Here is a 17,211-nt window from a genome sequence, read left to right as displayed (position 1 = left end):
AACCTCAATCATGCGAGATGCGAGTAAGGGGCGTGCACACCTCGACGACGATAGGCGGCCACCAGGTACCTCCAGGTAACCTTCGGCGCATGAGCCTGCGTCCCGGAATTGCCTTCCTCGCCGACTGTCCCGCTCTCCTGGCCATGGAGATCATCGCCAGCAAGTGGTCCATGGTCACGCTCTTCGCGCTGACCGACGGCCCGTTGCGCCACGGCGAGCTGGTCGAGCTGAGCGGTGGCATTTCGCGCAAGGTACTGACCCAGACGTTGCGCCGGCTCCAAGCCAACGGGCTCGTCGAGCGGCACGCGTACGCCGAGGCGCCGCCGCGCGTGGAGTACGGCCTGACCGATCTCGGGCGAACCCTGGAGGAGCCCATCAGGATGCTCACCGCATGGGCACGGGAGAATGGCGAGGCGGTCGTCACCTTCCGGGAAGCAGCCGAGGCGGCCAGGATCATCGAGGCGGATCAGGCGACCCCCGTGAAGGCCCCTCCTGTTGATGAGAACCTGAGCCGTTTCTGACCAATAGAGCTGAACTCCTGGTCGCTGATGTTTTCGGCGCGCAGCCCTGGGCTTCGCCGGGCGATAACGAGGTCTTCCTCGTGGAGGCGCTTGCAGGCGGCGAACAGTTTCCGGGACATGCCGAGGTGGACCTCGGTGCCGGGGATCCGACAGGTGAGGAAGTCGTCGAGCCCCATAGTGCGGATACCGGCGCGCGGGTCGGCCTGGGGTGCCGCTCCGCGGGCCTCGGCCCGCATGGCGAGGATGAGGCCGTCGTCTTTCAGAGGGGTGGTCAGGCCGGAGCGCCGGTGACGGGAGACGCGCTCTGCGGGCACCGGCGAACTCGACGACCATGCCCACCTGCTCGTGATCTTCACGCGCCACAAAATCCGCGCAGAGCCCAGAAGTTGGACCAGAACCCGCTCCCGCATACACAGCTACGCAGGCGCCCACTCATCTGCACTGCTTCTCTTCGATCGCCGATGAGTTTCGGTGTGCCGGACGGTCCAAGTCGGCACACCTGACAAAGGGAGAACCCGATGGGCAAGACGCGCTCGCATCCGATGACTCACATCGCCCGTCGCATGTTCGAGCTCCTGGAGCCGATCTGCCTGGTCACCTTCCTCGCCGACGAGTGCAACGAGGAACTGGCGGCACTCGGCCACCGCACCTACTGGGACGGCTACTTCGCCAGCCGCGCCGCACCACTGGGACAGGTGCCAGCTCACGTCGTGCATGCAGCCTTCTACAACTTCGCCTACGGGGAAGCCGCACGGCACATCCCCAGCGCCTGGGAGACGATCCCGCCCGAGGCCTCCGTCGCCGCGCGGGAGCGGGGCAGCGCGGCCTCCCTACGGCGCATCCTCGGCGATGAGCTGGCCGACTCCCCGGGTCTGGTGCGCGCCGCCGACCTGACCACCAAGGCCGCGACGAGCGCCCCCGCCGAAGGCCGGGTGATGTACGCCGGCATGCGCACCCTTGAGGTGCCCAGCGACCCCGTCGCCCGGCTGTGGCATTCCGCGACCATGCTGCGCGAGCACCGCGGCGACGGGCACATCGCCGCTCTCGTCGGCGCGCGCATCGGCGGCACGGAGGCCCACGTGCTCTCCGCTCTGGAACAGGGCATCCATCCCCCGGAGTCGTTCGGGCGCATCCATCACCTGCCGAAAGAGCGCTTGGCCGCGGTCATGGACGGCATGCGCGAACGCTGCCTCATCGACACCGACGGCCACTTCACCGACGAGGGCCGCGCGACCAAACAACGCATCGAAACCCTCACCGACGAACTCGCCACCCCGCCCTACGACGCCTTGTCCCCGGCCGAACTCGACGAACTGATCACCGAGCTGGAACCCATCACGGCGACGCTGATGGCCACAGGCTCGCAGTGACACGCAGAAAATGCTACAGATCTTCATGATCAGAGAAGGCGCAGGACACCGACGGCGGGGCAGCTGGAGGCTGTCGGCCAGGTGGTGGAGGAGGACGGTCTGCTGCGCGCGTGACAGTCCGGCTTGCTGCACAGTCTGCGGCGCACACCGCTGCTCACCGAGCCACCGCAGGCGCTGTACCTCACCCCGGGCCGGAGCGGTCGGCGGCCGTTTGCCGCGCCGTCAGCCTGATCCCTCCCAGGCCGTGTTGAACAACGCGCATTCGAGCAGGTCGGGGCCTGCACCGTAGGGCCAGCCGCCCGTGGTGAGAGTCTGCCTCGGTTTTGGCACGTACGGCCCTTGGTGCTGTGCTGGCCATGACCTGGCCAAAGTCTCTACGTCGTGTCGGCAGACCTGGACTTCAAGCGGTGCGTTCCTGAACCTGCTTCTCCCATCCCCTCCTCTTGTCAGGCGGGCCGGGTGAATGAGCCCTGCGCGTGGGAGCGCTCTGCGTAACAGAGGCCGTCTCCACCCGCCCGCCGTACGAAGACCTGACGCTCGGAGGGATGGGGGTTGGTATGCAGGATGGCGGAATCAGACGCTGCCCGGCTGCGCCGGGAACGAAGCGTGACGCCTGCGTTGTCGACTTCCTACCGTCGTGCCTCAGGAGTGTCAAAGGTCCAGGTAGGGGCCCAACGTGGCAGCGGTGACCAGTCGCGGCAGTACACCGGCGCCGCGGGCAAGGTCACCAAATGCCAGGCGGGCGTCTCCCTGCACCTGGCCAATGAGCGTGCCTCCGCGGCTGTCAACTGGCGGCTGTACCTGCCCGCATCTTGGGATCCCGCCTCGCCGGAGGCCGATGCGGACAAGATCGCCCGCCGCGGCCGCTGCGGGATCCCCGCCCAGGCCGGTCATGTGGAGAAGTTGCAGCTGGCCCTGGACATGATCGACGAGGCCCGGTCATGAGGCGTCGACGTTCCCCTGGTGGTCGCGGACGCCGGATACGGTGACACGCCCCGCCCGGAGAGCTTGTCGTCCCCTGGCAGGCCCAGCTTGCGGTACCCGGAACCGGTGGCGACAACGGCGGCCTTCGCCCAGTGCACGGGTGTCGGCGGTGTCGGTGACGGTGACGGTCTTGATGTCCCCGGTCAGGTCGACCTCGACGACATCGTCGTCGACCATCTCCGCGCCGAAGCGCATCGCCTGAACCCGCATGTTCTCCATGAGGACCGGGCCGTCGATGCCCTCGGAAGTGTGGGGAAGTTCTCGGCCTCGGTCGTCCAGTCAGCGCACCACCCACGAAGATCGCGCCGCCGAAGACGAGCGGCTTGAGTTCGGCGCGGGCGGTGTAGAGGGCGGCGGTGTATCCGGCGGGACCGAGCCGATGATGACGACATCGCGCACGCCGTCACTGTTGGTACCGCTCACGCGCTCACGCCTCCTGCTTGGCGTCAATCTCCGCGATCAGGGCCTCGATGCGGGTCTTGATCTCGTCGCGGATGGGGCGCACCGACTCGACACCCTTGCCCGCCGGGTCCTCGAGGGCCCAGTCGAGGTACTTCTTGCCGGGGAAGACCGGGCAGGCGTCGCCGCAGCCCATGGTGATGACGTAGTCGGACGCCTGGATGGCCTCGCTGGTGAGCACCTTCGGCTTGGCGTCGGCGATGTCGACGCCGGCTTCCTGCATCGCCTCGACGGCGGCCGGGTTGACCTGGTCGCCCGGGATCGAGCCGGCGGAGCGAACCTCGATCCGGTCGCCCGCGAGGTGGCTGAGGAATCCGGCGGCCATCTGCGAGCGGCCGGCGTTGTGGACGCAGACGAAGAGCACGGAAGCGAGCGGGGCGGTGGACATGGGTTCTTCCTTCACGAGGATGGACCAGCGGGTGGTTCAGGCGGGCAGGGAGGGCAGCAGTTCGGTGTTGCGGGCGTCGATCGCGTCGCGGATGTCCCGTACGACGGCGACCGCGGCGCCGTCGGGGTCGGCGACGGGCCAGTTCAGGTAGCGGCGGCGGGCATGACGGGGCCTGTCCCTGACCTTTAAGGGGGCGCGGCAGTTCGCCGACGGCGTGGAACTCACCGTCGGCGAGATAGCCGAGCGGTGCGCACTGAAGCCGTCGACCGCCTCGGAACACCTCAGCCTGCTGCGCCGCGGCGGCCTGGTCCTCTCGCGAAAAGAGGACAAGCGGGTCTTCTACCGCGGCGACGGCGCCACCACGGCCGAAAGGCTCGGCGCACTTCAGCAGTACCTGGCGCGCTGCTGCCCGCCGGGCTGCGCCTGATGACCCGCGACTGCTGACGCTGCTGACGCCGCGATCGGTCAGGTGCGCAGGTCGAGCATGGCTGACATCGCGGCCACCGCGGACGGCGCGACCTGGTAATAGACCCAGGTCCCGCGCCGCTCGGAGGTGAGCAGGCCGGCTTCGCGCAGCTTCTTCAGGTGGTGGGAGACAGTCGGCTGGGAGACGCCGACGTCGGAGATGTCGCACACGCACGCCTCGCCACCGGGGTGCGAGGCGACCCGGGAGAACAGCCGCAGCCGCACCGGGTCGGACAGTGCCTTGAACATCACGGCCATCTTCTCCGCATCCGCCTGCGACAGTTCCCCCGCGGTGATCGGCGGGCAGCACGGCACCACAGTTCCGGTGTCCAGGACCGGCAGTTCGACAACCTCTGACTTCGACATGCGTCTATGTTGACACTCATCGATACGGGTGGCAAGGTCGGGATATCGACAGCGATCGAAACAGTGGCCCGGGCCGGGCCGCGCGCACCCGGAGGACGATCACCATGACCACCACCACTGCGGACCTGCCGGTCGTCGTCATCGGCGCCGGCCCGGCAGGCCTCGCAGCCGCCGCCCACCTTGTCGAGCGCGGCATCGAACCACTGGTCCTGGAAGCCGGACCGGCCGCAGCCTCCGCGGTACGCGAGTGGTCCCACGTCAGGCTGTTCTCCACCTGGGGCGAGCTCACCGACCCGGCCGCGGAGAAGCTGCTCGCCCCCACCGGCTGGACCAAGCCCGACGCCACCGCCTACCCGTCCGGCGGGGACTGGGCAGAGCTCTACCTCCAGCGTCTCGCCGACGTCCTGGGTGACCATGTCCGCGTGGGCGCCACCGTCACCGGCGTCTCCCGCACCGGACGCGACCGCATCGTCGACGCCGACCGCGAAACCCAGCCCTTCGTCGTCCACTTCACCACCGCCGACGGCGAAGAGCGCGTCTTCGCCCGGGCCGTCATCGACGCATCCGGCACCTGGACCACACCCAGCCCGGCCGGCGCCAGCGGCCTTGCCGCCCTCGGAGAGAACGCGGCCGCCGACCGCGTCAGCTACCGCGTACCCGACCTCGAGGACCCGGTGATCCGGGCCCGGTACGCAGGCAAGCGCACCGCCGTCATCGGCTCCGGAGCCTCCGCCTTCACCGCGCTGGCCACCCTCGCCGACGTCGCCAAGGACGAGCCGGGCACGCACGCGGTGTGGATTCTGCGCCGGGGCCTCTCGGGCTCCACGTTCGGTGGCGGCGAAGCCGACCAGCTGCCCGCCCGCGGCGCCCTCGGGCTCGCCGCGAAGGCGGCCGTCGACAACGGCTACGCGGACGCGGTCACCGGATTCCGCACCGAATCTATCCAGCGCGATGGCGAGGGCCGCCTGGTGCTGGCCGGTGAGGACGGCCGTCGCCTCGACCCGGTCGACGAAGTCATCGTGCTGACCGGCTTCCGCCCGGACCTGTCCTTCCTCTCCGAAATCCGCCTCGGCCTGGACGAACGGCTCCAGGCACCCACCGAGCTGGCCCCGCTGATCGACCCCAACCAGCACTCCTGCGGCACCGTCTACCCGCACGGCCACCAGGAGCTGTCCCACCCGGAAGCCGGCGTCTACCTGGTCGGCATGAAGTCCTACGGCCGCGCCCCTACCTTCCTCGCCATGACCGGCTACGAGCAGGTCCGCTCCGTCACCGCGGCGATCGCAGGCGACCTCGAGTCCGCCGACCGAGTCGAGCTCACCCTCCCCGAGACCGGAGTGTGCGGCGGCGCCGGCCTCTTCGACGACCCGGCTGCCGGGCAGGCCGACACAGGCGGCTGCTGCGCTCCGGCGCCTACGCTCGTGCAGATCGGCGTCGGCGCGCCCGCTGCCGTGGTTGCCGAGGAGGGGTCGGCGGGCGACTGCTGCGGCTCGTGACCGACCTCAACACCCCTGAACGCGGGGCCGCGACCGGAACCGGGGACCGGTCGCGGCCCCGCGCCGCCCTCCTGGCGCTGTGCGCCACCCAGATCACCAGCTGGGGCATCGTCTACTACGCGTTCCCCGTGCTGAACCCGCAGATCACCGCCCACACCGGCTGGCCGGTCGGGGCGACCACGGCCGCGTTCTCCGCCGCGCTACTCGTCTCCGCCATCGCCGGGATACGCGTCGGCCGCATCATCGACCACCGCGGCCCGCGGACCGTGATGACCGTCGGCTCCATTTTCGCCGTGCTGAGCATCCTCATCGTGGCCGCAGCCCCCAATTTGCCGGTCTTCGTGGCCGGCTGGCTGCTCGCCGGCCTGTCGATGGCCGCGACCTTCTACCAGCCCGCCTTCGCCGCGCTCACCCGCTGGTGGTCCCCCGACCACGTCCGCGCCCTCACCATCGTCACCCTGGCCGGCGGCCTGGCCTCCACGATCTTCGCCCCGGTGACCGCGGCACTCGCCAACCACTTGTCCTGGCGCGCGACCTACGCCGTCCTCGCCCTGGTGCTCGCCGCCGTCACCATCCCCGCCCACGCTCTCGCACTCAACGCACCCTGGCCGAAGGCACCACCGGTCCCCGCCCACGCCACCGGCGGAGCGAACACGGTCGCCCGCAGCCGCCCGTTCCGGATGCTGGCCGCCGCCCTGACCCTTTCCGCGTTCGCTGTCTCCGCCGTCGTCGTCGCGCTGGTCCCGCTCCTGCTCGAGCGTGGCTTCACCACCACCGAGGCCGCCTGGGCACTGGGTCTCGGCGGCGCCGGACAGACCCTCGGCCGTACCCTGTACGCCACCCTCGCCCGCCGCACCGGGACAACAGGCCGCACAGTCGCGCTCATCGCGCTCGGGTCGCTCACCACAGCCGCCCTCGCGCTGGTGCCCGGCCCATATGGCCTGCTGGTCGCCCTGTCCGTCGCGGCCGGGATGGTCCGCGGCAACCTCACCCTCCTCCAGGCCACCGCTATCACCGACCGCTGGGGCACCACCCACTACGGCCGCCTGTCCGGACTCCTCGCCGCCCCCACCACGGCAGCCTCCGCCCTTGCCCCCTTCGCCGGCGCCGCACTGGCCGCACCACTGGGCGGCTACCCACAGATGTTCGGACTGCTGGCACTCATCGCCGGAATCGCCGCTCTGGTCACCTCCGGGCACACGCCGTGAGGCCGTTCCGCCGCGGCTGCGCAAGCTGACCCTCATCCTCCACGTCACCGCCTCGGTCGGCTGGCTCGGGCCGGTCGCCGACTTCCTGGCGCTGGCCGCCGCCCTGCTGGTCCTGCTCACCGCGGCGGCCCCTCGGCTTCAAGCCGCGGTCGTGACCCGCCACCGGCGCCGCCGCCGACGCCAACGTAGCTTCCCGCCGCACTGAACCTGTACCCCGAGCCGGCCGGTCGGCGGACATCGCCAGATGACGCGCCGCAGCGCAAACGCGCCCGGGTGGACCTGCAGGTGCCGCCCGGGCGTGCGCTTGCTGGGTGAGAGGTCACTGGTAGGCGTGGACGACGGCGTGGCCCTTGCCGCAGCCGATCAATATTTCAGGGAAGTGGAGGAGCATGACAAGCAGTGGGGGAGTGTGGGCCACGCAGGCACACACACCCCCCACTGCCGGAGTGGGTCAGCTCTTGCCGAGGAGGTCGTTCATCTGGGTGATCTCGGCGGTCTGCGAGGTGACGATGGCGTCGGCCATCGTCTTCGCGCCGGGGAAGGAGCCTTCTGCCTTCTCCGTCTTCGCCATCGTCACCGCGCCTTCGTGATGCTTGATCATCATCTCCATGAAGGCGGTGTCGAACGCCGTACCGGATGCCTTCGCCAGCCGGTCCATCTCCTCGGCCGTCATCATCCCGCCCGTGCCGTGAGCGGAGTGGTCCATGGCGCCCTCGGCGGGCACTTCCTCGCCCCAGGAGGTCAGCCACCCGGACAGGGCCTTGATCTCCGGGCCCTGGGCCTTCTTGATCTGCTCGGCGAGCTTCTTCACCTCGGCCGACTTGGCGCGGGACGGGGCGAGGTCGGCCATCTCCACCGCCTGGCGGTGGTGGGGGATCATCCCCTGGGCGAAGGCGGTGTCGGCGGCGTTGTGCCGGCCCTGCGAGGCGGAGGCCGAAGCGGACGCCGAGGTCGCGGTGTGGCCGTTGTGCCCGGCCGCGCTGTCGCCACTGCCGCCGCATGAGGCCAGGACGAGAGCGGCCGTGCCGGCGACGGCCACGGCGGCGCCGCGGCGGATCAGGGAACGCTTGCGGATCATAGTGGTGCAACTCCTTCACGTGCGCCCGTCTCGGGGCGCGCGGAATCAGGGGGAAGAGAACAGGCCGAAGACGGCACCCGCCCCGGACAGGGCATGTGGGAGTGCCGTGCGGGCCGCCCTATATCCGCAGGAGTTGCAGTTCGGAAAGATCAGGCGGCGCCCGTCCCTGCACGACCGACGCCGACGGGGCGATCGAAACACCGGCCGCGGCCAGGAAGTCGGGCAGAGCGCCGGCCGGCGCAGGCGGCGCGTATGGGGAGCCGATACCCGCCGCCGCACACGTGCCGTCCGCGTGTGAGAGGTGCCCGGAGCCGCCGTCGGTGTGCGAGCACGCCGCGCTCGCCTGCACCGTGGCAGAAGCATGGGCCATGGTCATGGCGTGTTCGGATGCCGGCGCTCCGCCGGGAGCCAGCGCGTGCATGCCCAGGACCCCGGCCAGCACGGTCAGCAGCAGCAACGCGAACAGCGGCCCAGCGGGGCGGCGGCTCGATCGGGTGCTGCTGGTCATGCCCGTCATCGTACGGATACACCCGCGACAGCGTGACGTTGGGGGACCCGCGCGCACGCCCGGCCTGCTGGAGGACACGGACTCATCGCCATGACATCCCACATGCTGAGCAGGCCCGATGCGCCCATGCCGCCCCGCCTCGGCCACCTGCGGCCCCGCCCGTGGCGAACTCTTCGTCGTGGGCTGTCGGTGTTACGCCACGTCGGTGCTACGCCACGCCCCCGGTCTCGGGTACCTGCTTGCCTGGTGGCGTGAAGGCGGCGAGCACTGTGGCGGTGATGTGGTGGGCGGCGCGGTCGGAGGTGAGACGGCCGGCCCGGATCTCCTCCGCGGCGCTGTGCATGAACGGTGTCCCAGTCGAGGTCTGCGGGCCGAGGGGGGCGGCGGTCGAACGCACCGCTTTCGGCCGTCCGGGGTGCTGTGGCAGGGCGGGGCCGATGGGCCTTTACTGGAAGGTGAGGATCACCAGAACAGGCGACCGAAGTATTTTCGCCCGGTACTGGATGCTTCGCCAAGGCAGGAGGTCGTGCCATGGACCCGCCTCCGCGAGAGCGCGACCTACCGCACCTCGTGGTCGACCACCCGGACCGGCTGCGCGGCCGGGTCTTCGTCCTCGACGACCAGCCGATGCTGGTCGGGCGGGACTCCGACTGCCAGCTCCAGGTGGGCGATCCGGGCGTCAGCCGACGGCACGCGGTGGTGTGGCGGGCCTCGGGCCGGACCACCGTCGAGGATCTGGCCTCCACCAACGGCACCATGCTGAACGGTCACCCGGTGCTCGGGCAGCAGGTGCTGCACTCGGGCGACGTGCTGGATTTTGGGCCCTTAGAGGTGCATTACGAAGAGCTGGACCCGGCCGACCGGACCGTTCAGGCCCCGATGCCCGGAGGCGGCGCCACCTCGGACACCATGCCGGGCTGGGGCCCCGCCTCTGAGCCCGGACCTACGCCTTACGGCGCTCGCGCCGCAGGGCCGCCACCCTCCGGGCCGCCGGGGCGCTCGGCACCGCGCGAGGCCGGCCGTACGCCGCCCGGCGGCGAGCGGCGGTTCGACATCGGGGCGCAGCAGGCCGACCGGCTGAGCAACGTCGCCGGGGACCAGTACAACTACGTTCAGCAGGCTCAGCGCGAGAGCTTTTTCAAGGAGATCGCCGCGACCCGTACCAGGGCGCGACACCTGATCATGCTCGGCTTCCTGCTCTTTCTGGTCGGAAGCGGGATCTACGGCTGGGTGATCATTCGGTTCATTGCCAGGACCAACGACGATGTTTCGTCGGGGAGTTCGGGCTTCGACTCCTCCCCGGAGCTGCTCGGACCGAAGGTGGCCGGGGTGCCGGTAGGGGCGGTCGGGTTCGCGATGGCGGCCATCGGGACGGTTCTGATGGTCATCGGGATCGTTCTGCACATCGTGACGACGTCCCGGCGCCGCCGCTTCGAGGACGCCGAGCGGCAGGCGTCCTGGCAGCAGCGGTGAGGAGATGGAGAGCCATGGCCTTCAACATCGGCAATCAGCAGGGCGGCGTGGTCAACAACGTGGCCGGGAACCAGACCCTTCACGGTGGCCAGTCGGCCGACTTCACGGCGGGCGGGCAGGAGGTGCGCGGCCTGGTACGGGACCTGAGGGCGTCGATCGGGCAGACGGCGTTGCCGCCAGCAATCGAGCCCGAGGTGCGGGCCGAGCTGGACTCGCTGGACGAGGAGGTCGCACGGCCGGAGCCGGACCGGGAGGCAGTGGCGGGCCGGCTCGGCCGGATCACCCGGCTGCTGTCCTCGGCGGGCGCGCTGGCCACGGCCGGCACCGGGCTGATCGGGCCGCTCGGAGCGCTCGCGGGCTGGCTCGGCGCACTCGGCCAGCCGATCTTGCGGGCGATCGCAGGCTGATGGGGAGGACTGCTCTGCTCTCACTTTGGCACAAGCGAACGGACGTCCGTCCCCGGTTGTCCGGGGAGGCACCCGAACCCGCCCGAACCCGCCACGCCGCGGGAAGCGCGCACTTCGCGCACCTCACCGGCTCAGCGAGTGACGAGGAGCCACGTCACCCTCATGCCGACACACCCAGGGGGAGAGCCCATCAGATCCGCCAGGAGCGGAGCACGTCTGCGATGTCGTAGATGGTCAGTCGGGTCTCGCGGACTTTTCTGATCAGGTCGGACAGGGCGCCGTAGGGAGGGTCGACTCCTTCCCCGGACTGGTCCATGTACTGATGTGTGACGAACGCGGCGAAGAGGCTGTTGCGGTGGGGGAGTGGTTCGAGACGCACGATGGTGTGCAGGAGCGCGGCCGCGCGCCATGCGACGTCGGGGTTGGACGTGGCGAGAGTCGGCATGCGGGTCTTGTGGCGCGCGACAGCCGCTACAAGGGCCGAGTAATCGGTGACCGACACGTCGTCGTGGCCAAGAGCGAGGTCTTGGACATCCAGGAGCCAGGAGACGTCGATGTACAGGATTTCGCTCATCAGGCGGCGTCGGTCCCTCGGTCGCGCTGGGACACGGGAACTTCGTCCGGGAACGCCTCGTCGAACTCACCACGCAGCTTGTCCGCCCACGAGGCGGCGCCGGACACGAACCGTTTGCGCTGCATCTCCCGGACACCGAGATCGTGCAGGTACTGCTTGAGGCTCTTGCCCTCGGCTGCCGCAGCCGCGCGCACGCCTTCCATTTCTTCCTCAGTGAAGGGCACATTCAGTGATGGCATGCTGAGCATGGTACCTACTTGGTACCTTCCGGTGCGACCGCATCAGTGTGAGGTCGCACCGTTCCTCTCCCCAGCATCCGTTCCTGCTCTCCTGCCCCGGCGCCCCTGACCGGGTTACAGCTCGAACACCCGGCGGGTGGCCGGCGCCGAGAGTGACGGGGATGCGGTTGTCGAGGGTGCCGGTTCTCGTCGCCCGCCCCGCACCCACGGAGGGAGTCGCCGACCGTGTTCGACCGGACCAGCTTCTGACCGGTACGCGGATCGCGTCTCAGTTGTGCTGCTCGACGTCCAGTAGTGCGAGGGCGTTGCGGATGCCCTGTTCGAGTAGTTCATCGGAGAGCTGCCGGTCGGTCAGGGCGCGGGAGAGCTGCAGGGTCCCGGCCATCATGCCGAGGAGGCTGAGTGCCTTCACACGTGCGGAGGAGGGGGCCTCGGGCGCCATACGGGCGGCAATGCCCTCGACGAGGATCAGCACACCGTCGGTGTACGCCTGCCTGGTCGTCTCGGTGCAGCGCCCGATCTCGTCGAGCAGAGCGGCGTTGGGACAGCCGTCACCAAGGCTTTCGCGGTGCTGGGGCGAAAGGTATCCCCGCACTATCTGCTCGAGTCCGGCACGGCCGGGCTCGGCCAGCGCGACGACACTCTCGGCCTGCACCTTCAACTGGTCGGCGATTGCCGTGGTGACGAGGTCGTCCTTGGACGCGAAGTGAGCGTAGAAGGCGCCATTGGTCAGACCCGCGTCCTTCATGAGCGTGGAGACCCCGGAGCCGTCGATCCCGTCCTGCTTGAACCGGCGGCCCGCCGTCTCGATGATCCGCCGCCTGGTCTCCGACTTGTGCTCTCTTCCGTACCGCACCACGCCACACACTCCTTCGCCGGCCGGAAGGACCGGTTGCCCTTCACCGACTCAGTCAGTCTATTGTATTGCAAACGTAATCCAAAGAGTCGGCAGCGGCGACGGGCGAGCAAGCGTGAGGCGTTCGTCAGTGAGGGCACGCCCATCACCGCATCCGCGATCACCTCGTCGAAGACGCGCCGTCATTCTCGGGCGGGTTCGGCGACGCGAAGACGGGCGTCAGTTCGGCATCCGGTTGAACCTGCGGACGATGCGGTCGAAGACCCGGGCCGGAAGGACGCGGTGGAACACGCTGATGCCGGCGGCCGTCGAGCCCGCGGTGCGCCGCAGTTTCGGGTTCCGGTCGGTCGGTGGTCTTCTGACGTTCATACGACCAGTGCAGATCTCAGCGGGGAAGCTTGTTGCTCTTGCGGACCTGTCCGTCGAAGACCCCGGCGGGAAGGATGCGGTGCGCCGCGCTGAGGAGCCGGGCGCTCCGGCCGGCGGTGTACCGCACCCGCGGCTTGGAGTCGGTGGCGGCCGCGACGATCGCCTTCGCGACGATGGCGGGGTCGTCGCCGTCCTCGTTGACGGCCAACGCCACCTGGTCGGCGATGCGCCGCTGCTCCGCATAGATCTGCAAGGGCATGTCGGGTGCGACGGTGTTCGCCTCGAACGAGGATTTGGTACCGCCCGGCTGGACGATGAGGGCCCGGACCCCGTATGCGCGGATCTCGTGGTCCAGGGACTCGGTGTACCCCTCGAGGGCGTGCTTGGACGCCGAGTAGGTGGCCATGTAGGGCGCGGGGAGGAACCCGAGGACGGACGAGATGTTGATGATGCGCCCGCTTCCCCGGGCGCGCATGTGCGGGAGAACGGCCTTGGTCATGCGCATCACACCGAAGACGTTGATGTTGAAGAGGTGCTGGGCCTGCGCGAGAGAGTTCTCCTCGGCGGCGCCCGAGGAGCCGATGCCCGCATTGTTGACCAGGACGTCGATCCGCCCGAACCGCTCGATCACTTGGTCGACCGCGGCAGCGACCGAATCGTCGCTGCCCACGTCGAGGGCGAGGAACGTCACGCCGTCGCGACGGTCGGCTGCCGACGTCTTCCGGCTCGTTCCCACCGTCTCGAAACCTGCTGCGACGAGCGCGAGGGCGGCCGCCTTTCCGATTCCGGTGGATGCACCTGTCACGAGTGCCACCGGCCGAGTTGTCGCCATCACGAGCTCCCTTGGTTTTGAAGTACGTCCGTATGCCTTACGTTCGTACGACAATATGGTGCCCGTCGGACGATGGCAAGTGGTCGCGTCTGGTGATTCGAGAAGGAGCCGGGGGTGGTGGGGTGCCAGTACGGGAAGCGTGGCTCCGCCCGGGCCCGGTTCGAGGCTCGACGCGCATCGCGGAGAGACCCCAACGGGCAGCGGGGTTAAGGGTGTCGGCGCGCGATGGAGGATCGCGGACTTCGCCGACGGGAAACATATGGGGCCTGATCGGCCGGGCGCCCCACGCTTACTCAACCGATTGGTTGACAAAGTGGCGGGCTCGATCGTACGGTTATTCAACCAAGGAGTTGAACATGGAGGGTGGGAGTGGTCGACGACCGACTGTCCCGGGTTTTCTCCGCGCTGGCCGACCCGACGCGGCGCGACATCGTCGCGAGGCTGGCCGACGGCGACGCCACGGTGAACGAACTGGCCGAGCCCTATGACGTGACCGTCCAGGCCGTGTCGAAGCACATCAAGGTCCTGGAGGATGCCGGCCTCGTCAGCCGCACCAGGGACGCCCAGCGGCGGCCCTGTCACCTCGAAGGTGAGGTGTTCGACCTGATGACGAAGTGGATCGAGCGGTACCGCCGCGAGGCGGAGGACCGCTTCCGTCGACTGGACGCCGTGCTCGAGCAGATGGAGGAACGGCCCGCGCATGACAACCTGCCCAGGGAGGAAGCATCATGAGCACCACAGAGGCCGACGGCCGGCTCGAGACGAGGATCGAGGCCGACCCGGCGCTGCCGACCATTGTCATCACCCGCGAGTTCAACGCCTCGCTGGACCGTGTGTTCACGGCCTACACCGACCCCGACCTCGTCGTCCAGTGGCTCGGCCCTCGTCGGCTCACCATGCGGATCGACGAGTACGACGCCCGCAGCGGCGGCGCGTACCGCTACGTACATCTCGAGGACGACGGCACCGAGTACGGCTTCCGCGGTGTGTTCCACGAGGTGCGCCCCCAGGAACGCATCGTGCAGACCTTCGCCTACGACGGTTTCCCGGACAGCGTCAGCCTGGAGAAGGCCGTCTTCGAAAGCCTCGGCGGCCGGACCCGCGTCACCACGACATCGGTCATGGAGACCGTCGAGGCCCGCGACGCGATCATCAAGAGCGGCATGCAGGACGGCCTACGCCAGGGATACGAGCGGCTCGACGAACTGCTCGCGGGCCGTGAGGGCGGCAAGGGCGACCACAGCACCAACTCGGCAGAGCAGCTTCGGACCGACGGGAAGGGCCTGAACCCATGACGAGCGCAGCCGACGAACACCGAATCATCGCAGGAGCCTTCACGGAGCGCGTGCGCGGCGTGAGCCCGACGGCATGGGACAACCCGGCGCCGTGTGAAGGCTGGGTCGCCCGGGACGTGGTGCGCCACCTCGTCGAATGGTTCCCGGCCTTCCTGAAGTCGGGCGCCGGCGTCGAACTTCCCCAGGGGCCCTCGGTCGACGACGATCCGGTCGCGGCCTGGACGGTTCACTGCGACGGGGTGCAGGCGCTCCTCGACGACCCGGCCACCTCGGGCAAGGTCCTGTCGAACCCCCACATCGGCAAGGTTCCCCTCGACCAGGCGGTCGACCGCTTCTATACGGCCGACGTCTTCATGCACACGTGGGACCTGGCGCGGGCCAGTGGCCAGGAGGAGACCCTCGACCCCGTCAGGTGTGCCCGGTTGCTCGACGGGATGCTGCCGCTCGACGACGTGCTCCGCAAAAGCGGGCAGTACGGACCCAAGGTCGAGATTCCAGAGAGCGCCGACGTGCAGACGCGCCTGCTCGCCTTCATCGGGCGCACACCCTGAGCGACGAGCCCCGGACCGCCGGATCGAGTTCAGCTGGCGTGGTACCTCGGCAGTTCGACGGCGCCCCGGCGCCCCTCTGGGCGGAACAGGCCAGATGGTGCGGGACATGAGGTTGTTGACGCCGGTCTTCATTTCGTCGTGGCGATGAGCGCTGGAAGATCACGGTGCGCCCGGACGTTGCCTCGGGTATGAAGATCAGCGAGGCTTCCAGGGTCAGCGGCGTGAGCGCGCGATCGTTGCGGCACTACGAGGATGAGGGCTTGATCGTCCCGGGTCGGTGCAGCAATGGGTTCCGCGACTACTGCCCGTCCACTATCGACCGGGTGCACGTCATCCGCACGCTGTTGGAGTCCGGACTGCCCGTGCGGTTGATCAGGGAAGTTCTGCCCCGCCTCGCTGACGGACCTGTTGTCGGTACGGATGTCGTGTGCGCGGAGTTCCTGCACGAGGTGCAGAGCTATCGCGATCGGCTCGCTGCACGTATCGCCGTTCTCAGCGATCAGCAGACGGCACTGGATGCCTACTTACGAGAGGCCCGTCGCACTGGTCCATGACCGCCGTTTGACCTTGACACAAGTGTGAGACTCCTACGTTTCGTGCATGGAGATCAAGGAGCAGCACGGAGCTGAGCAGACGGTACGAGCACTGGTCCAGCGGTCGCACCGGGGACCGGAGGATTTGACCCTCACGGCCGATCTGCGTCGACCCACCCCGGGGCCCGGTGAGTACCTGATTCGCGTAGGTGCCGCCGGGGTCAACTTCGCTGACGTCATGCAGACCCGCGGCATTTACGGAGGAGGCCCGCAGGCGCCCTACGTGGCGGGCTTCGAAGCCGCGGGCGAGATCGTGGGCGTCGGTCCGGACGTCGAGAGCCCGCTTCAGCTCGGCACCCACGTCGTTGGAGCCGGCCCGGGCGCCTTTGCGCAGTACATGACGATGCCGGCCGCAGGTGCACTCCCCGTGCCCTCGGGCTGGAGCGACGCCGAGGCCCTCGGCCTCGTGCTGAACTGGGCCACCGCCTTGGCGGCACTGAAGCCGTTGGGCGAGATCAGGGCTGGTGACGCGGTGCTCGTTCATGCCGCGGCCGGAGGCGTGGGCCAGGCCGCTGTCCGCCTCGCACGCCACTACGGTGCCCGCGTGATCGCCACGGCGTCACCGACCAAGCACGACACCGTCAGAGCTCTTGGCGCCGACGCAGTCCTGGACAGCGCACGCCCCGATCTGGCTGAGGAGATCACCCGCCTGACCGGCGGTGTCGACCTGGTCCTGGAATCGGTGGGACAGGCCACGTTCGAGGTCAGCCTGTCGGTCACCAAACCCTTCACAGGACGCGTCGTCGTGTTCGGCGCCTCTTCTGGCAACGCCACTTTGACCACACACGATCTGATCTTCACCCACCATGTGCAGGTCAAGGGCCTTCACATCGGCGCACTGGCGGACGCAGCCCCGTCCCTCTACGAGTCGTTGCTCGTCGAGATAGAGGCACTCATCACCCGAGGCGTGTACCCGCCCGGCACCCCACAGGTTCACCCCCTGGCCGAGGGGCCGGCAGTGCTGCAGCAACTCCAAACCGGTCAGACCCGCGGCAAGCACGCCCTCGATCCCTGGCGCTAGGAACGATCGTGACTCCCCGCAGTGCCCAGCTGTCAGCCGAGGGGCAGTTGCGCCTCGTACAACGAAGTGTGACGCCACAGAGAACGCATCCCACCGGGCATCGCGCATGACCGAGCGTTTCGAGTTGGCCCTACCGGCTGATCTGTCGGCATGGCCTC

General features: G+C 69.0%; 24 protein-coding genes and 2 pseudogenes. 13 read left to right on the top strand and 13 right to left on the bottom strand.

The features are described from left to right. Positions 1-89 precede the first annotated feature (89 nt). The gene (locus QF030_RS02930; RefSeq protein ID WP_307161065.1) at positions 90-521 is read left to right on the top strand and encodes a winged helix-turn-helix transcriptional regulator; all 432 of its coding nucleotides are present in this window, start codon (positions 90-92) and stop codon (positions 519-521) included. Here the strand turns inward: QF030_RS02930 and QF030_RS02925 are convergent. Beyond that, positions 467-877: a hypothetical protein gene (locus QF030_RS02925; protein ID WP_307161064.1), complete on the bottom strand. Its 411-nt coding sequence runs from the start codon at positions 875-877 to the stop codon at positions 467-469. The two genes, QF030_RS02930 and QF030_RS02925, sit on opposite strands and share 55 nt — an antisense overlap. 162 nt (positions 878-1,039) lie before the next feature. On the opposite strand from QF030_RS02925, the gene QF030_RS02920 reads away from it, so the two are divergent. Beyond that, positions 1,040-1,891, top strand: coding sequence for an SCO6745 family protein (locus QF030_RS02920; protein WP_307161063.1), 852 nt, complete (start codon positions 1,040-1,042; stop codon positions 1,889-1,891). 693 nt (positions 1,892-2,584) lie between these two features. Continuing rightward, positions 2,585-2,833 (top strand): annotated as a pseudogene (locus tag QF030_RS02915) (transposase); the annotation flags it as partial. A 44-nt stretch (positions 2,834-2,877) separates the two neighbouring features. Here QF030_RS02915 and QF030_RS02910 read toward each other — a convergent pair. The 3 genes and pseudogenes from QF030_RS02910 to QF030_RS02900 all read right to left on the bottom strand — a co-directional run. Next, positions 2,878-3,274: pseudogene (locus QF030_RS02910) on the bottom strand (NAD(P)/FAD-dependent oxidoreductase); the annotation flags it as partial. A gap of 28 nt (positions 3,275-3,302) precedes the next feature. Then, positions 3,303-3,722 (bottom strand): arsenate reductase ArsC, encoded by a 420-nt coding sequence (locus tag QF030_RS02905; protein WP_307161062.1) that lies wholly within the window; start codon positions 3,720-3,722, stop codon positions 3,303-3,305. A 36-nt stretch (positions 3,723-3,758) separates the two neighbouring features. Next, positions 3,759-3,947 (bottom strand): hypothetical protein, encoded by a 189-nt coding sequence (locus QF030_RS02900; RefSeq protein WP_307161061.1) that lies wholly within the window; start codon positions 3,945-3,947, stop codon positions 3,759-3,761. On the opposite strand from QF030_RS02900, the gene QF030_RS02895 reads away from it, so the two are divergent. Next, complete coding sequence (locus tag QF030_RS02895; RefSeq protein ID WP_307161060.1) at positions 3,937-4,149, top strand: ArsR/SmtB family transcription factor; 213 nt, start codon at positions 3,937-3,939, stop codon at positions 4,147-4,149. The two genes, QF030_RS02900 and QF030_RS02895, sit on opposite strands and share 11 nt — an antisense overlap. Before the next feature lie 38 nt (positions 4,150-4,187). Here QF030_RS02895 and QF030_RS02890 read toward each other — a convergent pair whose 3' ends face one another. After that, positions 4,188-4,553 carry an ArsR/SmtB family transcription factor gene (locus QF030_RS02890; protein ID WP_307161059.1) on the bottom strand — a complete coding sequence of 122 codons (366 nt, stop codon included), beginning with the start codon at positions 4,551-4,553 and terminating at the stop codon, positions 4,188-4,190. A gap of 104 nt (positions 4,554-4,657) precedes the next feature. On the opposite strand from QF030_RS02890, the gene QF030_RS02885 reads away from it, so the two are divergent. After that, a complete protein-coding gene (locus QF030_RS02885; protein WP_307161058.1) occupies positions 4,658-6,049 on the top strand; it encodes an NAD(P)-binding domain-containing protein in 1,392 nt (463 codons plus the stop codon). Further along, a complete protein-coding gene (locus QF030_RS02880) occupies positions 6,046-7,257 on the top strand; it encodes an MFS transporter (RefSeq protein WP_307161057.1) in 1,212 nt (403 codons plus the stop codon). Before QF030_RS02885 ends, QF030_RS02880 begins: the two co-directional genes overlap by 4 nt. 451 nt (positions 7,258-7,708) lie before the next feature. Here the strand turns inward: QF030_RS02880 and QF030_RS02875 are convergent, their stop codons facing one another. The 3 genes from QF030_RS02875 to QF030_RS02865 form a co-directional block, all read right to left on the bottom strand. Then, complete coding sequence (locus tag QF030_RS02875) at positions 7,709-8,335, bottom strand: DUF305 domain-containing protein (RefSeq protein ID WP_307161056.1); 627 nt, start codon at positions 8,333-8,335, stop codon at positions 7,709-7,711. A gap of 118 nt (positions 8,336-8,453) precedes the next feature. Then, the gene (locus tag QF030_RS02870; protein WP_307161055.1) at positions 8,454-8,843 is read right to left on the bottom strand and encodes a DUF6153 family protein; all 390 of its coding nucleotides are present in this window, start codon (positions 8,841-8,843) and stop codon (positions 8,454-8,456) included. 208 nt (positions 8,844-9,051) lie between these two features. Beyond that, the gene (locus QF030_RS02865; protein ID WP_307161054.1) at positions 9,052-9,186 is read right to left on the bottom strand and encodes a hypothetical protein; all 135 of its coding nucleotides are present in this window, start codon (positions 9,184-9,186) and stop codon (positions 9,052-9,054) included. A gap of 188 nt (positions 9,187-9,374) precedes the next feature. On the opposite strand from QF030_RS02865, the gene QF030_RS02860 reads away from it, so the two are divergent. Together QF030_RS02860 and QF030_RS02855 are read left to right on the top strand one after the other, a co-directional pair. Then, a complete protein-coding gene (locus QF030_RS02860; protein WP_307161053.1) occupies positions 9,375-10,316 on the top strand; it encodes an FHA domain-containing protein in 942 nt (313 codons plus the stop codon). A 14-nt stretch (positions 10,317-10,330) separates the two neighbouring features. After that, positions 10,331-10,723: a hypothetical protein gene (locus QF030_RS02855; protein ID WP_307161052.1), complete on the top strand. Its 393-nt coding sequence runs from the start codon at positions 10,331-10,333 to the stop codon at positions 10,721-10,723. A 190-nt stretch (positions 10,724-10,913) separates the two neighbouring features. On the opposite strand, the gene QF030_RS02850 is transcribed toward QF030_RS02855, so the two are convergent. The 5 genes from QF030_RS02850 to QF030_RS02830 form a co-directional block, all read right to left on the bottom strand. Then, positions 10,914-11,297 carry a toxin Doc gene (locus QF030_RS02850; protein WP_307161051.1) on the bottom strand — a complete coding sequence of 128 codons (384 nt, stop codon included), beginning with the start codon at positions 11,295-11,297 and terminating at the stop codon, positions 10,914-10,916. After that, complete coding sequence (locus tag QF030_RS02845; RefSeq protein WP_307161050.1) at positions 11,297-11,536, bottom strand: hypothetical protein; 240 nt, start codon at positions 11,534-11,536, stop codon at positions 11,297-11,299. Before QF030_RS02845 ends, QF030_RS02850 begins: the two co-directional genes overlap by 1 nt. Positions 11,537-11,804: 268 nt before the next feature. Then, on the bottom strand, positions 11,805-12,395 hold the full coding sequence (locus tag QF030_RS02840; RefSeq protein ID WP_307161049.1) for a TetR/AcrR family transcriptional regulator: 591 nt from the start codon (positions 12,393-12,395) through the stop codon (positions 11,805-11,807). A 216-nt stretch (positions 12,396-12,611) separates the two neighbouring features. Further along, positions 12,612-12,761, bottom strand: coding sequence for a hypothetical protein (locus QF030_RS02835; protein ID WP_307161048.1), 150 nt, complete (start codon positions 12,759-12,761; stop codon positions 12,612-12,614). A gap of 16 nt (positions 12,762-12,777) precedes the next feature. Further along, entirely contained in the window at positions 12,778-13,593 is an 816-nt protein-coding gene (locus QF030_RS02830) for an oxidoreductase (protein WP_307161047.1), read from the bottom strand. Between the two features lie 369 nt (positions 13,594-13,962). Between QF030_RS02830 and QF030_RS02825 the strand changes: the two genes are divergently transcribed. From QF030_RS02825 to QF030_RS02805, 5 genes are all read left to right on the top strand, one after another. Beyond that, the gene (locus tag QF030_RS02825; RefSeq protein WP_307161046.1) at positions 13,963-14,325 is read left to right on the top strand and encodes an ArsR/SmtB family transcription factor; all 363 of its coding nucleotides are present in this window, start codon (positions 13,963-13,965) and stop codon (positions 14,323-14,325) included. Continuing rightward, complete coding sequence (locus QF030_RS02820) at positions 14,322-14,888, top strand: SRPBCC family protein (protein ID WP_307161045.1); 567 nt, start codon at positions 14,322-14,324, stop codon at positions 14,886-14,888. Before QF030_RS02825 ends, QF030_RS02820 begins: the two co-directional genes overlap by 4 nt. Continuing rightward, the gene (locus QF030_RS02815; RefSeq protein WP_307161044.1) at positions 14,885-15,439 is read left to right on the top strand and encodes a TIGR03086 family metal-binding protein; all 555 of its coding nucleotides are present in this window, start codon (positions 14,885-14,887) and stop codon (positions 15,437-15,439) included. Before QF030_RS02820 ends, QF030_RS02815 begins: the two co-directional genes overlap by 4 nt. 188 nt (positions 15,440-15,627) lie before the next feature. Beyond that, the gene (locus tag QF030_RS02810) at positions 15,628-15,993 is read left to right on the top strand and encodes a MerR family transcriptional regulator (protein ID WP_307161043.1); all 366 of its coding nucleotides are present in this window, start codon (positions 15,628-15,630) and stop codon (positions 15,991-15,993) included. A 46-nt stretch (positions 15,994-16,039) separates the two neighbouring features. Further along, positions 16,040-17,053, top strand: coding sequence for a zinc-binding dehydrogenase (locus QF030_RS02805; protein WP_307161042.1), 1,014 nt, complete (start codon positions 16,040-16,042; stop codon positions 17,051-17,053). Positions 17,054-17,211: the final 158 nt, after the last annotated feature.

The sequence above is a fragment of the Streptomyces rishiriensis genome, assembly GCF_030815485.1.
Lineage (GTDB): Bacteria > Actinomycetota > Actinomycetes > Streptomycetales > Streptomycetaceae > Streptomyces > Streptomyces rishiriensis_A.
The sequence above is the reverse complement of the archived record's forward strand: the minus strand, read 5'-3'. Positions and strand labels throughout refer to the sequence as shown.

Bases quoted from the DNA above. Each gene is read 5' to 3' on its own strand.
- QF030_RS02835 (WP_307161048.1), bottom strand. From the start codon at position 12,761: ATGAACGTCAGAAGACCACCGACCGACCGGAACCCGAAACTGCGGCGC.
- QF030_RS02805 (WP_307161042.1), top strand. From the start codon at position 16,040: ATGGAGATCAAGGAGCAGCACGGAGCTGAGCAGACGGTACGAGCACTG.
- QF030_RS02850 (WP_307161051.1), bottom strand. From the start codon at position 11,297: ATGAGCGAAATCCTGTACATCGACGTCTCCTGGCTCCTGGATGTCCAA.
- QF030_RS02930 (WP_307161065.1), top strand. From the start codon at position 90: ATGAGCCTGCGTCCCGGAATTGCCTTCCTCGCCGACTGTCCCGCTCTC.
- QF030_RS02870 (WP_307161055.1), bottom strand. From the start codon at position 8,843: ATGACCAGCAGCACCCGATCGAGCCGCCGCCCCGCTGGGCCGCTGTTC.
- QF030_RS02830 (WP_307161047.1), bottom strand. From the start codon at position 13,593: ATGGCGACAACTCGGCCGGTGGCACTCGTGACAGGTGCATCCACCGGA.
- QF030_RS02845 (WP_307161050.1), bottom strand. From the start codon at position 11,536: ATGCCATCACTGAATGTGCCCTTCACTGAGGAAGAAATGGAAGGCGTG.
- QF030_RS02810 (WP_307161043.1), top strand. From the start codon at position 15,628: ATGAAGATCAGCGAGGCTTCCAGGGTCAGCGGCGTGAGCGCGCGATCG.
- QF030_RS02875 (WP_307161056.1), bottom strand. From the start codon at position 8,335: ATGATCCGCAAGCGTTCCCTGATCCGCCGCGGCGCCGCCGTGGCCGTC.
- QF030_RS02865 (WP_307161054.1), bottom strand. From the start codon at position 9,186: ATGCACAGCGCCGCGGAGGAGATCCGGGCCGGCCGTCTCACCTCCGAC.
- QF030_RS02890 (WP_307161059.1), bottom strand. From the start codon at position 4,553: ATGTCGAAGTCAGAGGTTGTCGAACTGCCGGTCCTGGACACCGGAACT.
- QF030_RS02855 (WP_307161052.1), top strand. From the start codon at position 10,331: ATGGCCTTCAACATCGGCAATCAGCAGGGCGGCGTGGTCAACAACGTG.
- QF030_RS02815 (WP_307161044.1), top strand. From the start codon at position 14,885: ATGACGAGCGCAGCCGACGAACACCGAATCATCGCAGGAGCCTTCACG.
- QF030_RS02920 (WP_307161063.1), top strand. From the start codon at position 1,040: ATGGGCAAGACGCGCTCGCATCCGATGACTCACATCGCCCGTCGCATG.
- QF030_RS02905 (WP_307161062.1), bottom strand. From the start codon at position 3,722: ATGTCCACCGCCCCGCTCGCTTCCGTGCTCTTCGTCTGCGTCCACAAC.
- QF030_RS02860 (WP_307161053.1), top strand. From the start codon at position 9,375: ATGGACCCGCCTCCGCGAGAGCGCGACCTACCGCACCTCGTGGTCGAC.
- QF030_RS02820 (WP_307161045.1), top strand. From the start codon at position 14,322: ATGAGCACCACAGAGGCCGACGGCCGGCTCGAGACGAGGATCGAGGCC.
- QF030_RS02885 (WP_307161058.1), top strand. From the start codon at position 4,658: ATGACCACCACCACTGCGGACCTGCCGGTCGTCGTCATCGGCGCCGGC.